The sequence below is a fragment of the Methylomonas sp. LL1 genome (assembly GCF_015711015.1).
Lineage (GTDB): Bacteria > Pseudomonadota > Gammaproteobacteria > Methylococcales > Methylomonadaceae > Methylomonas.
The window spans coordinates 2113270-2127035 of sequence record NZ_CP064653.1 but is presented as its reverse complement, the minus strand read 5'-3'; the positions used below and the strand labels follow the sequence as shown (position 1 = coordinate 2127035).

Sequence of the window (13766 nt, the reverse complement as noted above, 5' to 3'; positions counted from 1 at the left end):
AAACATAATTAAAAATTATATGAGGGTGCTATGAGCGAAGAACAAAAAGTCTCACTATATGAGCGGTTGGGTGGTGAAGCGGCAGTCAATGCGGCCGTGGATGTTTTCTATCACAAAGTGCTCGATGACTATCGTATCAATCGTTTTTTCGATAAAACCGATATGTCAAAACAAGTGGAGCATCTGAAAGCCTTTATGACGGTGGCTTTTGGTGGTCCGAATGAGTATACGGGGCGCTCATTGCGCGACGGGCATGCCCGTTTGGTCAATATGGGATTGAACGATAGCCATTTTGACATTGTGATGGAGCATTTTGGCGCAACGTTACAGGAATTGAATGTGCCCGCCGATTTGATCGGAGAAGCTGCCGCATTGGTGGAATCGGTTAGGGGCGAGGTCCTGGGTAAATAGTGTGATGCTTATGGAGTCCAGCGATTTCAGCTCGTTGAGACTCCATGACAAGTTTGTTTTGTAATAAAATTGAAATAATTGCTTGACGAGTAGGAAAAACGATGTAAAATGGGCGGCTCATCAGGGTTGACGGGAAACGAAGTTGAAGGCGCCCTGGTTGATGCGGTAAGTGTTTTTTAGTGTTGGGTTTATGTTTTATTTTTGGGTTGTTGGTTTTTGCGAAAGACCTGAAAAAATAAATTTGACAACGATTTAAATCGCTGTATAATGCATCGGCTCAACAGGACGAAACGTCCTGGCTCTTTAAAAACTTAAATCGAAATAATTTGTGTGGGTATGTGGATCGACCTGTTTCTGTCAGAAATAGTCGACACAGAATCCACGTCAATTCGCAAGAAGAGATGTTCTGCAGTCGAGCCAAGATTGGATACTAATCTTATTTAGTATCAAGTTAAAATTAAACTGAAGAGTTTGATCATGGCTCAGATTGAACGCTGGCGGTATGCTTAACACATGCAAGTCGAACGGTAGCAGGCCTTCGGGCGCTGACGAGTGGCGGACGGGTGAGTAATGCATAGGAATCTGCCTATTAGTGGGGGATAACGTGGGGAAACTCACGCTAATACCGCATACGACCTACGGGTGAAAGCAGGGGACCTTCGGGCCTTGCGCTAATAGATGAGCCTATGTTGGATTAGCTAGTTGGTAGGGTAAAGGCCTACCAAGGCGACGATCCATAGCTGGTCTGAGAGGATGATCAGCCACACTGGGACTGAGACACGGCCCAGACTCCTACGGGAGGCAGCAGTGGGGAATATTGGACAATGGGCGAAAGCCTGATCCAGCAATACCGCGTGTGTGAAGAAGGCCTGAGGGTTGTAAAGCACTTTCAATAGGAAGGAATACCTATCGGCTAATACCCGGTAGACTGACATTACCTATACAAGAAGCACCGGCTAACTCCGTGCCAGCAGCCGCGGTAATACGGAGGGTGCAAGCGTTAATCGGAATTACTGGGCGTAAAGCGTGCGTAGGCGGTTGTTTAAGTCAGATGTGAAAGCCCCGGGCTTAACCTGGGAACTGCATTTGATACTGGGCAACTAGAGTTTAGTAGAGGGGAGTGGAATTTCAGGTGTAGCGGTGAAATGCGTAGAGATCTGAAGGAACACCAGTGGCGAAGGCGGCTCCCTGGACTAAAACTGACGCTGAGGTACGAAAGCGTGGGTAGCAAACAGGATTAGATACCCTGGTAGTCCACGCCGTAAACGATGTCAACTAACCGTTGGGTTCTTAAAGAACTTAGTGGTGGAGCTAACGTATTAAGTTGACCGCCTGGGGAGTACGGCCGCAAGGCTAAAACTCAAATGAATTGACGGGGGCCCGCACAAGCGGTGGAGCATGTGGTTTAATTCGATGCAACGCGAAGAACCTTACCTACCCTTGACATCCAGAGAATCTGTTAGAGATAGTGGAGTGCCTTCGGGAACTCTGAGACAGGTGCTGCATGGCTGTCGTCAGCTCGTGTCGTGAGATGTTGGGTTAAGTCCCGTAACGAGCGCAACCCTTATCCTTAGTTGCCAGCGGGTCATGCCGGGAACTCTAGGGAGACTGCCGGTGATAAACCGGAGGAAGGTGGGGACGACGTCAAGTCATCATGGCCCTTATGGGTAGGGCTACACACGTGCTACAATGGTCGGTACAGAGGGCAGCGAACTCGCGAGAGTAAGCAAATCCCAAAAAGCCGATCTTAGTCCGGATTGCAGTCTGCAACTCGACTGCATGAAGTCGGAATCGCTAGTAATCGCGGATCAGAATGCCGCGGTGAATACGTTCCCGGGCCTTGTACACACCGCCCGTCACACCATGGGAGTGGGTTGCAAAAGAAGTAGGTAGTTTAACCTTCGGGAGGGCGCTTACCACTTTGTGATTCATGACTGGGGTGAAGTCGTAACAAGGTAGCCCTAGGGGAACCTGGGGCTGGATCACCTCCTTACAAAGACGGAACACCGATTCACGTACTCACAACAAATTATTTCGATTGAAAGACACACCTGGGTCTGTAGCTCAGTTGGTTAGAGCGCACCCCTGATAAGGGTGAGGTCGGAGGTTCAACTCCTCCCAGACCCACCAACTAACGAAAAAAGGCAATCGTCTTTGATCTGATTAGGGGCCATAGCTCAGCTGGGAGAGCGCCTGCCTTGCACGCAGGAGGTCGGGAGTTCGATCCTCCCTGGCTCCACCATTTGTCATGATGTGGCGAGGTGAGAGTAAAAGGTGTTGTCGGTTTGAAGCTTGTAGGAACATCAGCGCTATGCGGTTTTATCGATCCGATAAAGACTGCATAGCATTGGTATTCGTATCAATAGCTCTTTAACAATGTGGAAATCTGTAACAAAAATCACGATCTGCCAAGATCGCGATTAAAACGAGTTGCAGTTTGTGGTGGCAATTGTTGCAAAACAAGCGCTAAAAAACAAACGGCAAAGCGTTCTCAAGCAAAACATCAGCGAACATGTCAGCTGACAAATAACTTAGATAAGTAAGCCTAACGAAGCCAAAGATGAAAATCCAAAGCCGAGTGACAGCAGACGTATTCGGGTTATATGGTCAAGTGAATAAGCGCATACGGTGGATGCCTAGGCAGTAAGAGGCGATGAAAGACGTGGTAGCCTGCGATAAGCTTCGGGGAGGTGGCAAACAACCTTTGATCCGGAGATGTCTGAATGGGGAAACCCGGCGCGCATAAGCGCGTCATCTTTGAGTGAATACATAGCTCACTGAAGCGAACCCGGAGAACTGAAACATCTAAGTACCCGGAGGAAAAGAAATCAACCGAGATTCCCTAAGTAGTGGCGAGCGAACGGGGACTAGCCCTTAAGCTAGAGAAATGTTAGTGGAACGGTCTGGAAAGTCCGGCGATACAGGGTGATAGCCCCGTACACGAAAATGTCTCTTTAGTGAAATCGAGTAGGTCGGAGCACGTGAAACTTTGACTGAATATGGGGGGACCATCCTCCAAGGCTAAATACTCCTTACTGACCGATAGTGAACCAGTACCGTGAGGGAAAGGCGAAAAGAACCGCGGAGAGCGGAGTGAAATAGAACCTGAAACCGTATGCGTACAAGCAGTGGGAGCCCCTTCGTGGGGTGACTGCGTACCTTTTGTATAATGGGTCAGCGACTTACATTTTGTGGCAAGCTTAACCGAATAGGGGAGGCGTAGCGAAAGCGAGTCTTAATAGGGCGTTTAGTCGCAAGGTGTAGACCCGAAACCGGGCGATCTATCCATGGCCAGGCTGAAGGTTGGGTAATACTAACTGGAGGGCCGAACCCACGTCTGTTGAAAAAGACGGGGATGAGCTGTGGATCGGAGTGAAAGGCTAATCAAGCTCGGAGATAGCTGGTTCTCCTCGAAAGCTATTTAGGTAGCGCCTCGTGTATCACTGCTGGGGGTAGAGCACTGTTTCGGCTAGGGGGTCATCCCGACTTACCAACCCGATGCAAACTCCGAATACCAGCAAGTGCAAGCACGGGAGACACACGGCGGGTGATAAGGTCCGTCGTGAAAAGGGAAACAGCCCAGACCGTCAGCTAAGGTCCCCAAATCTATGCTCAGTGGGAAACGATGTGGAAAGGCACAGACAGCCAGGAGGTTGGCTTAGAAGCAGCCATCCTTTAAAGAAAGCGTAATAGCTCACTGGTCGAGTCGGTCTGCGCGGAAGATTTACCGGGGCTAAGCATAGTACCGAAGCTACGGATTTACGCGTTAAGCGTGAGTGGTAGAGGAGCGTTCTGTACGCCTGCGAAGGTCAATTGAGAAGTTGGCTGGAGGTATCAGAAGTGCGAATGCTGACATAAGTAACGATAAAGAGGGTGAAAAACCCTCTCGCCGTAAACCCAAGGTTTCCTGCGCAACGTTAATCGACGCAGGGTTAGTCGGCACCTAAGGCGAGGCCGAAAGGCGTAGTCGATGGAAAACAGGTTAATATTCCTGTACCAGTTGTAACTGCGATGGGGTGACGGAGAAGGCTATATCAGCTGTCGGTTGGAAGTGGCAGTTTAAGCGTGTAGGCATGACTCTTAGGCAAATCCGGGAGTCTCTATGCTGAGGCGTGATGACGAGCTGTTCTTCGGAACAGCGAAGTGATAGATGCCCTGCTTCCAAGAAAAACCTCTAAGCTTCAGGTTACAAGTGGCCGTACCCTAAACCGACACAGGTGGGTGGGATGAAAATTCTAAGGCGCTTGAGAGAACCCAGGTGAAGGAACTAGGCAAAATGATACCGTAACTTCGGGAGAAGGTATGCCCTCATGTCGTGAAGTGACTTGCTCACGGAGCGGAAGGGGGTTGCAAAAAATCGGTGGCTGCGACTGTTTAGCAAAAACATAGCACTCTGCAAACACGAAAGTGGACGTATAGGGTGTGACGCCTGCCCGGTGCTGGAAGGTTAATTGATGGGGTTATCTTCGGAGAAGCTCTTGATCGAAGCCCCAGTAAACGGCGGCCGTAACTATAACGGTCCTAAGGTAGCGAAATTCCTTGTCGGGTAAGTTCCGACCTGCACGAATGGCGTAACGATGGCCACACTGTCTCCACCTGGGACTCAGTGAAATTGAAATCGCTGTGAAGATGCAGTGTACCCGCGGCTAGACGGAAAGACCCCGTGCACCTTTACTATAGCTTGACACTGGACTTTGAACCTACTTGTGTAGGATAGGTGGGAGGCTTTGAAGCAGGAACGCCAGTTCTTGTGGAGCCAACCTTGAAATACCACCCTGGTATGTTTGGAGTTCTAACCTCGATCCATTATCTGGATTAGGGACAGTGTCTGGTGGGTAGTTTGACTGGGGCGGTCTCCTCCCAAAGAGTAACGGAGGAGCACGAAGGTACCCTCAGCCTGGTCGGAAATCAGGCAATGAGTGCAAAGGCATAAGGGTGCTTGACTGCGAGACGGACAAGTCGAGCAGGTACGAAAGTAGGTCTTAGTGATCCGGTGGTTCTGTATGGAAGGGCCATCGCTCAACGGATAAAAGGTACGCCGGGGATAACAGGCTGATACCGCCCAAGAGTTCATATCGACGGCGGTGTTTGGCACCTCGATGTCGGCTCATCACATCCTGGGGCTGAAGCAGGTCCCAAGGGTATGGCTGTTCGCCATTTAAAGTGGTACGCGAGCTGGGTTCAGAACGTCGTGAGACAGTTCGGTCCCTATCTGCCGTGGGCGTTTGAGATTTGAGGGAAGCTGCTTCTAGTACGAGAGGACCGAAGTGGACGAACCTCTGGTGTTCCAGTTGTCCTGCCAAGGGCATTGCTGGGTAGCCACGTTCGGACAGGATAACCGCTGAAAGCATCTAAGCGGGAAGCCCCTCCCAAGATGAGATCTCACTGGGACTATAAGTCCCCTGAAGGGCCGTCGGAGACTACGACGTTGATAGGCACGGTGTGGAAGTCCAGTAATGGGCGTAGCTAACGTGTACTAATTGCCCGTGAGGCTTGACCATATAACACCCAATGCGTTTGGGTAGGTCAGACGACAATAGCTGATAAGCAACTGAGAACGAAAAACTCGATACAGATTTCCATGAAAAACAGGTCAAGGCAAAAGCCGCGGTGAACACCCATCAAAAGTGAGCACGCGAGAGAAAAGCCTAAGGGAACAAAGCCCAATGAGGCCATGAACCTAACCTGTGCATGACGGTTGGATAATAGATCCAGCCAAACCAGTTTGCTTGGTGAACATAGCGAGCGTGAACCACCCGATCCCATCCCGAACTCGGAAGTGAAACCGCTTAGCGCCGATGATAGTGTGGCAGGTTGCCATGTGAAAGTAGGACATCGCCAAGCTCTTAAATTTAAAAGCCCATCTACTCATGATGGGCTTTTTTTTGCCCGCTCGGTCCGGTTGGAAGCATTAAAAAATACCCCGCAGCTTAAGGGCGCGCGGGGTATTTTGAGTATTACTTCCGCGCGGTGAATATCAAATATTCGGTCAATTTTTCACTGAATAATTGATGCTGTGCCAATCCAACCAGATAGTTAGCAGTTTGCGCCTGGGTACGCAATCCTAGCCACTGGCTGAATTTCTGCACAGGCTGTAAGCGTTTGGCGACTTTGTACATATAATCGGCGGACGGCAGAGTCTGATCGGTGATGTCGTGGCATTGAATCGATTGAAAAGCTTGTGTCTGCAGAAGTTGGGTAAATTCATCTCGCGAACACAGGTTAGGTACCGCCCAACCATTCAAACAGGTTACCACGGCTCGCCATTGTTGTTCGTTAAACTGGCGTTGCAGTAAAAATCCGTCACATACAACCAAACGCCCACCCGTTTTCAATACCCGCCAGGCTTCCCGTAAAAAGTCGGCTTTATTCAAGGCGTGGCACGAGCTTTCCAAGGCCCAGACGGCATCGAAACTTTCATCGGCAAAAGGTGTTTGGCAAAAATCGGCCACTTCAAAGTTGACCAATTCCGAAACTCCATGCCTGCGCGCATGCTGGCCGGCATAGTCGGCTTGCTTGGCGCTGATGGTGATGCCGGTCACTTGATTATGATAGTGTTTGGCCATCCAGATGCTGCTGCCGCCAATACCGCAACCCGCATCCAAGACTTTATCGCCGGGTTGAATGCCGGCTTTTTCATATAAAACCTGGTTTTTGTTCAATAAGGCCCGATGCTGGTCGTAAGGTTTGGTTTCATCCCAATAACCATAATGCAGCGCTAAATTGTCCCGGTTGCACCAGGCGAACAGATAGTCCCGATAGCACTCATCATAATGTTTGGTGGCATCGGACTTGAGTTCTTCTCTGGAAAGTTCGGTATTGTGGCGCAGGCTTTGATCGCGATAATCCTGATTGGGTTCTACGGTATACATTGGTTGGGGTTTGAAATTGGCATGGGGGTAACGAGACCGTTATTAAATAAGCCGGTTAGTCGGCAAGCGTGACATTATAAGCCAGTTTGGTTGTTCGCTTCATACGGGCGTATTAAGCGAACAGCCTGTTCAGTTGCCGAATTTGGGGATATACGTCGTTAATTCACAATCTCGGCGCGGCTTAAGAAAAGGGTTTGGGCTGGTAATCAAAACTTATCCGAGGTGGAGGGGGCTTGATAGTTGACTTTTAAAAATCCCTTCACGCAGGCTGAATTGCTCCCACTTAAGTGGGCAGATATTCGGTGATAGCCCTCGCGATCCGTATTAAATGCCAACGTTAACGGGCTGGAATTGGTGGCATTGCCTTGCTGGGTTTGGCTGCCTTGAGTGGTTTGTGGTTGACCGTTATTGTCGGGTAGGAAGACAGAAATTTCGGCATTTTGTTGGCTCTCTGTATATAGCTCTACCTTAATATTAGTATTTGCCGCGGCCCATACCGCGCCACCAGTACGCAAACCACCGCTGCATAATTTTCCGCCATAACCGGGTGAATTCGGGCTGGAATCGCCCAAATCATCATCCATTTGGAATTCCTGCGTAGTTCGGCGCGAGGCTGGAGCAAAGCCGCCTACAACACCGGTTGGCGCCCAAATGGCGTAGCTCATCGGCGGAACACTGACTTGAACCCAGCCATCCTGGTTGGTGCGGAGGTCGCCACTGTCGGAAGCAGTGTAATTATGCAGGGTAACTTGTGTGCCGAAATCCGTTTGCACCCAGGCGTTTAGCGTCTCGGTGCCGCTGTCGTTTAAGCCTATCAAGGCCTTGCCACTGCGCTCGATCACCAGCAAGTCCGCCGAGTTGCGATAGCGGACCTTGTAGGCGGCGTCTTTAAAATCCAGTTTTTGATGCGCCCAGATGATGTTGACCAGATAATCGCGTGCTGCTATCGCCGCAGGGTCGGCTTTGAAACGATTGGGGCCGTAATTGACGAACAAGTCCTCGAAATAGACGGTTGGACTGCCGTCTACTGAAAACGCAGCGGCATAGGCGATTTGCGACCTCGGGTTGTCCGGGTCGATAGTCGGTAAAATTTCATCGTTGCTTTGGCGCCAATCGCCGCTTCTGTCATCATGTTGAGTGGACGAAGTGGTGGCCGAATCCCAGAACGCGCCCTTCCAGGTGTCATGATTATTCAGGAAAGGCGAGGTTTTTAAACGGTTTTTTTGCTGCATATCGGGTAGGGAACTCATATCAAAAAAACCGCCGCCATCGACCATGGCCGCCAGACCGTTGCGTAAGGAAAAGTCGAAGGTGCCGCATCGGTTTTGGGTAGCGTCGGCCCATTGATCCAGTTGGTTGGCGCCCGAAACAAACTCACCGGCACAGAAATAGTTGTTGCCTGGCCCCATGGCGTTATAAAGGACATCCTCGACCACAAAGGCCGGAAAATGCTTGACGGCATCCAGGCGGAATCCGTCGGCATCCGTCTGTTTTTTGAACCAAACTAGCCATTCCCTGGCTTTATCCAGCATATATTGACCGTTGCCGCCGCCACCCTGTTGGTTGCCAAGAAAACAGATGTCCGCACCGAGCAAGGTGCCGCAAATGTCGCCACTGTTACAGTCGTGATCGGGATTGGGATGGAAATTCCAATGGTCCTTGGGCCAGCGTCCGCTTTGCTGGCCCGCATAGCCGACTAAGCGAAATTTTTTATATTTATCGCCGGGGGCATTGGTGTCAAAGTCTCCGCCGATGACATGGTTCAGCACAACGTCGGGATAGACATCCAGGCCGTTTGCATGAGCGACGGCAATAAAGCGTAGCAAACTGTCTTTACTGCCAAAACGGGTGGCGACCGTGTTTTTTTGATTCTTGTCGCCCAGATCGTAATGATCGTAGATGCCATAGCCCATATCATTACTGCCTTGCCAGCCTTTGCTGGGCGACGGAATCCAGATACCGTCAAAGCCCATATCGCGTAAGCGGGGGGCGAGTTTGGCCAGGTAGGTGTACCAATCCTGAGGGTAGTTTTGATTCTCGGCCCCCCACCAAAAGCCCTGGAACACCACCTTGCCATTCCAAGGGTTGGCTAGGACGCCGTGACTGATGAAAAGGAGTCCGAGCAACCAAAAATAAATTGATTTTTGCATGATATTCTCCATTTCAGTCCCTCGTGCCATGGCAAAAGGGAGGATAGGGGACGAGCTAGCCGCGATTGGCTAGTCATAACCCCCGAACATGAATAACGAAAGATCTTCATCGCTCGGGTTCATCAAACCGTGTAAATTGCCGCCTTTCAACATGGCAAAATGGCCGGCCCTAAGGGTTCTGATTTCAAAACAACGTTCCCGGTTGTCCGGTTTGGCCCAGTCGCCGACGACCATAAAGCCGGAACCTTCCATCATTAGGAAGATTTCCTGATTATCCCGGTGCCGATGTAAGCCAATCCCGCAATTGGGTTTCATGATATGTAGGTCCATGTAATCAACCGCCATGAATTTTTCGGTGATATTGTTGTGGTCCTTACGCCCGTGCGCGTCGAAGTTCCAGGGTTCAAGCTTTCGTTCCAATTCCCTGCTGTTTGAATAAGCGAAATAGTTCGACAGCAAGTTCCTAAATTCCAGAAAACCGACTCCACCATGCGGATTCGGGCTGATGCCGACTCCTAAAAAGTTGTCCCAGCCGCGCAGAATCATGCTGAATTCGTATTGATAATTGGCCCCGGATTTTGAGTCCCATGCGCTTTCGTCGTTGCTGGTCCATGCCAGTTCGAGATGCAAGGGTTTGATCGGATGCATGGAATTGTCGGGGCTGACATCGAACATATTCCGGTTATCCAGGCCATTCCGGTTAAAGTCGGCCAGCGTTCCCTTGATTAAATCGCCACGGGCTATCAATTCGCCGCGGTCGAACGCGTCCCTTCCCTTTGCGTCCAACAAGTTCCGCAAATTGGGTCCGGAAAAGCCCCATAATTCAACTGCGTAGGAGTCGCTTACTTCGTTATAGGGAACCACAATGTATTGGCTGGTCTGGAGATTGCCAACGCGCAGGTACAGCTTGATATTGGCGCCGAGGTTATGATTGGCTGCTTGCGACAGCAGCGAATCGGGACCGCTGCGGTAACTGATACGAACGAAGGGAATGACGGTATCGCCGACGGCAACCCAGCCTCTGAGCAGCGAGGTATCGGTGGCGCGAAAATCGCGAATATTTTGTTTTTGGAAGTCTTCCTTATTATCTTGCTGTTCCGGAGCGGTTATATTGCCGTCCGAACCGGCCGGACCATAGAGTTCCAGGAAGTCGTAGGGAAATAAGTATTGCAAATGTTCGGTCAGATAGAACTCTCGTTCCGCCGCCAATTGCGTTCTTTCCATTAAGCCCATCAATTTCAGCAGCGAATTGCCGCGATTGTAGTCGGGGCTGGTGCCGGGAGGGACTTGGAATATGCTGTCTGTATGAAGAATTTGCATGGTCGGTGATCCGCGTTAGGGTAGGTGTGTTGGCTTAGCTGCTTTGGTAAAGAAAAGCGACAAATTTAAGCGGTTTGCTACCCGGATTGCGGATGCCGTGGATGCCGCCGCTTTTGGTGAAAATCACGCTGCCGGGTTTGATCTGAATTTCTTTACAGTTCCGCTTGTCCAGTCCGAATATCGAGCGCTCCACTGTCGGTAAATTCGTCAGGGCCGGGTCGTCATTTTCGCCCATGTAGGCTATGCCTTCACCGGATACGATGTAGTAGAGTTCCTCGCTGCCAATATGTTGGTGAGTCCCTTCGGTTTTGCCGGGCGGAATGGTGACTTCGTGGAAAAATACCAGATTTCCGCCTAACTCCCGTTGCAATATCCAGCGCATTTCGATGATGTTGTCATTGGCACGATCCGGATTATCCTCCTCCATCAATGCATTACGGTAGCGCACCGGGGCTACGTCGTCCGCTTGCAGGAACCAGCCGCGTTGGAAATCGATTAAATAATTCATGTCGCTGACCGTATTGGCATCACTGCTGGGAGTCGTGACGTTCGGTTGCTGATGGGATCGTTGGTAATTGTTGTCCCAAACCGGGTTGTTGATCGGGTAGCCGAACGGTAAGTCTCTGTCGTTCTCGCGGAAGGCGATTTCGATGCGCTTCAATCCTTTGATGTCCTCCAATGCCGGGTTGAATGCCGAAATCCGGGTGATGTCTTTGTTTTTTCCCATCAAATCCAATATTTGAAAATCATGTTGGTTGTTTTCCGGCGCTTCCAGAGTTTGCCAGATTTCTGCTTGATAGGCAGCTATCCAAGGACAGTAATGCAGCTTCACCGTCGCTTCCGCATTCAAGCCGGCGTCAGTTGGCAATAGCCGGACGAATGCCAATAATTCATCGCGTAGGAAGCGGTTGTTTTCCCTGGCCAACTCGACCAGGCGACTGCCTCGGTACTCGATTCGTAAAAAATTACTATAAAACAGACCGTCAAAATATACTTCGCCCTTCAAAATCGTGATATCCACAACGCTACGCACTTCCTGGACGTTATAGCGATAACGCAGGCTGCGGGTGGCATTCAGGTATTGGGCATGGTAGATACGATCGGGAAAAAATACGACCCTAAAAATGCTGTTTTCAGGATCGGTAAAAATTTTATTGAATCGGGAATCCATTTAGATCACCTCAAGAATTTTATCCGCCACGCGGAAAGCGTTGGCCTGAATAGTATGAGTCGGATTTGCGCTGCCCGAAGTCGGCATGAACGAGCCGTCCGTGACATACAGATTGTCGAATCCCCAGGCCCGGCAATCCGGATCCAGCACCGAATTGGCCTGCGAGGTGCCGAAACGCGCGCCGCCAAGGATGTGATTGGCGATGCGGGCGCGGGCGTTTTCGGCCATGTAGACGCCGCCGAATCCTTCGACCTTGTAATTACCCATGCCGTTATCGCCGCCGAAGGCCAGTATTTTTCGGCATTGCTCGGCCAAGGTATCCATCATGTATTTATCATGCACATGCCAGTCCTTGATGATATGGGCACAGGGCCGATTCCATTTGTCGACCACGCTAGGATGCAGTTCGATTCGATTGGTTATTAACGGCACCTGATTGGCCATGAAACTGACCGATAAACGAGTGCCAAAATCAGTGTCAAAAAATTTCATCATTTCGGCACCGGTCAACCGAGTATCTTCGACAAATGCTTTCCAGATAGTATCGATATCCTGACTGCCGTGGGTGCGCGCCAGGGAAATCGGCAGGGCTTGGTCGGAGGTATTGTTATACACCGCGCCGCCGGCCCATAAGCCTTGGTCGAGGATGAACTCTTCGGTGGCAAAGGCATCGGTGGCCCAGTCACTGTCCAGAGAAATGGACTTATCGAACCGCTCCGGCATGACTGTTTCTGCGCCGCCAAAACAGTGGGTCAAAAAATACTTGCCCAACAGACCATTCGGATTGATGCGAGCGGCAAAATCCGAATTTTCGCGTGCCGTCAACATTAGCAAGCGGATTGACTCGATCGCCGAGCAGGCAATGACCACAACCTTGCCTTTCACGGCTTTCTGTTCGCCGCATGGATCGCGATACAACACCCGGTTTACGCGGCTGCCCTGATTCTCGACATGAGTCACCACGCAATTGCAGCGTATTTCGAAATTGTCCTTGCTTTTGATCGGGCTCAATAACGCAACCCAGGTGTTGGATTTATAGCCCATCGGATCGCCGTAGCGATTGACATAGCCGGTTTTGGCGGGCTGGGATAATTGGGTTTCCATCTTACGGCCACTGGGGGCGTGATCCTGGGTAATCACGGCCAATGGAGTTCGATAGCGCGGCAACGATAGGGCATCCATGCCGATTTCCACGTATTGGCTGATTGGATTCGGCGGATAGGGTGTTTGATAATTATCGGCCGAGAAAAACTTTTTCTGGTTTTGCCGGGTGCCGTTGATGCCGATCAGAGCTTCGGTTTTGGTGTAGTAAGGCTCTAAATCAGCGTAAGTGATGGGCCAATCCGGCGCTTCCCGACGGATGTCGTCGTTGGGATCGTTCAGAATATCGGCACGGTTGCGGTTAAAACTGCCCAAACGAAAATCGGTTTCGGTGAAACGCAGGGACACCGCGCCATAAAGCTGAGTGCCGCCGCCGACTACCTGCGCGGTATAGCCTTCTAGCGTCGCCCGGTCTTGACCGTCGAAGCTTTGATAGATGTGCGGTTCGTCATTCAGGTCCGGTTCGACATGGCTGGAGAAATACGATTCGCCTTGGTTGGCGACGCCGGCAAGGGTGATACGTTTTTCGGAACCGGTCGCAAACAATTCGTCCCGTTTAAAATCCGAGAGTCCGGAGCTGTCTTGGTATTGCGCTAAGAACAATGGGCCTTTTTCCAAAATCAATACGGACTTGCCGGCGTTGACCAAGGTGTGCGCCACCGGAGCCCCGCCCGCGCCACTGCCGATTATGATGACGTCAAATTCTTCTTCCATCGTTACACCTCGGTGATGTGTTGAGAG

General features: G+C 50.8%; 6 protein-coding genes, 2 tRNA genes and 3 rRNA genes. 6 read left to right on the top strand and 5 right to left on the bottom strand.

Annotated elements, in window-relative coordinates:
• Positions 1–30: 30 nt before the first annotated feature.
• The 6 genes from IVG45_RS09895 (at position 31) to rrf (ending at position 6255) form a co-directional block, all read left to right on the top strand.
• Positions 31–411: a group I truncated hemoglobin gene (locus IVG45_RS09895; RefSeq protein WP_196437646.1), complete on the top strand. Its 381-nt coding sequence runs from the start codon at positions 31–33 to the stop codon at positions 409–411.
• A gap of 459 nt (positions 412–870) precedes the next feature.
• Positions 871–2404, top strand: a 16S ribosomal RNA gene (locus tag IVG45_RS09890).
• Between the two features lie 60 nt (positions 2405–2464).
• A tRNA-Ile gene (locus IVG45_RS09885) sits at positions 2465–2541 on the top strand.
• Between the two features lie 36 nt (positions 2542–2577).
• Positions 2578–2653, top strand: a tRNA-Ala gene (locus IVG45_RS09880).
• A gap of 363 nt (positions 2654–3016) precedes the next feature.
• Positions 3017–5912: ribosomal RNA gene (locus IVG45_RS09875) — 23S ribosomal RNA — on the top strand.
• Between the two features lie 227 nt (positions 5913–6139).
• Positions 6140–6255: ribosomal RNA gene (gene rrf / locus IVG45_RS09870) — 5S ribosomal RNA — on the top strand.
• The 16S, 23S and 5S rRNA genes sit together here with 2 tRNA genes alongside, the layout of an rRNA operon.
• Before the next feature lie 113 nt (positions 6256–6368).
• On the opposite strand, the gene IVG45_RS09865 is transcribed toward rrf, so the two are convergent.
• From IVG45_RS09865 to IVG45_RS09845, 5 genes are all read right to left on the bottom strand, one after another.
• A complete protein-coding gene (locus IVG45_RS09865; protein WP_196437645.1) occupies positions 6369–7283 on the bottom strand; it encodes a methyltransferase domain-containing protein in 915 nt (304 codons plus the stop codon).
• 206 nt (positions 7284–7489) lie between these two features.
• Positions 7490–9433, bottom strand: a complete 1944-nt coding sequence (locus IVG45_RS09860) for an alpha-amylase domain-containing protein (protein ID WP_196437644.1) — start codon at positions 9431–9433, stop codon at positions 7490–7492.
• Between the two features lie 69 nt (positions 9434–9502).
• Entirely contained in the window at positions 9503–10753 is a 1251-nt protein-coding gene (locus IVG45_RS09855) for a cupin domain-containing protein (RefSeq protein ID WP_196437643.1), read from the bottom strand.
• 34 nt (positions 10754–10787) lie between these two features.
• Positions 10788–11924, bottom strand: a complete 1137-nt coding sequence (locus IVG45_RS09850; protein ID WP_196437642.1) for a hypothetical protein — start codon at positions 11922–11924, stop codon at positions 10788–10790.
• On the bottom strand, positions 11925–13739 hold the full coding sequence (locus IVG45_RS09845) for a GMC oxidoreductase (protein WP_196437641.1): 1815 nt from the start codon (positions 13737–13739) through the stop codon (positions 11925–11927).
• Between the last annotated feature and the right edge of the window lie 27 nt (positions 13740–13766).

Bases quoted from the DNA above. Each gene is read 5' to 3' on its own strand.
- IVG45_RS09895 (WP_196437646.1), top strand. From the start codon at position 31: ATGAGCGAAGAACAAAAAGTCTCACTATATGAGCGGTTGGGTGGTGAA.
- IVG45_RS09865 (WP_196437645.1), bottom strand. From the start codon at position 7,283: ATGTATACCGTAGAACCCAATCAGGATTATCGCGATCAAAGCCTGCGC.
- IVG45_RS09860 (WP_196437644.1), bottom strand. From the start codon at position 9,433: ATGCAAAAATCAATTTATTTTTGGTTGCTCGGACTCCTTTTCATCAGT.
- IVG45_RS09855 (WP_196437643.1), bottom strand. From the start codon at position 10,753: ATGCAAATTCTTCATACAGACAGCATATTCCAAGTCCCTCCCGGCACC.
- IVG45_RS09850 (WP_196437642.1), bottom strand. From the start codon at position 11,924: ATGGATTCCCGATTCAATAAAATTTTTACCGATCCTGAAAACAGCATT.
- IVG45_RS09845 (WP_196437641.1), bottom strand. From the start codon at position 13,739: ATGGAAGAAGAATTTGACGTCATCATAATCGGCAGTGGCGCGGGCGGG.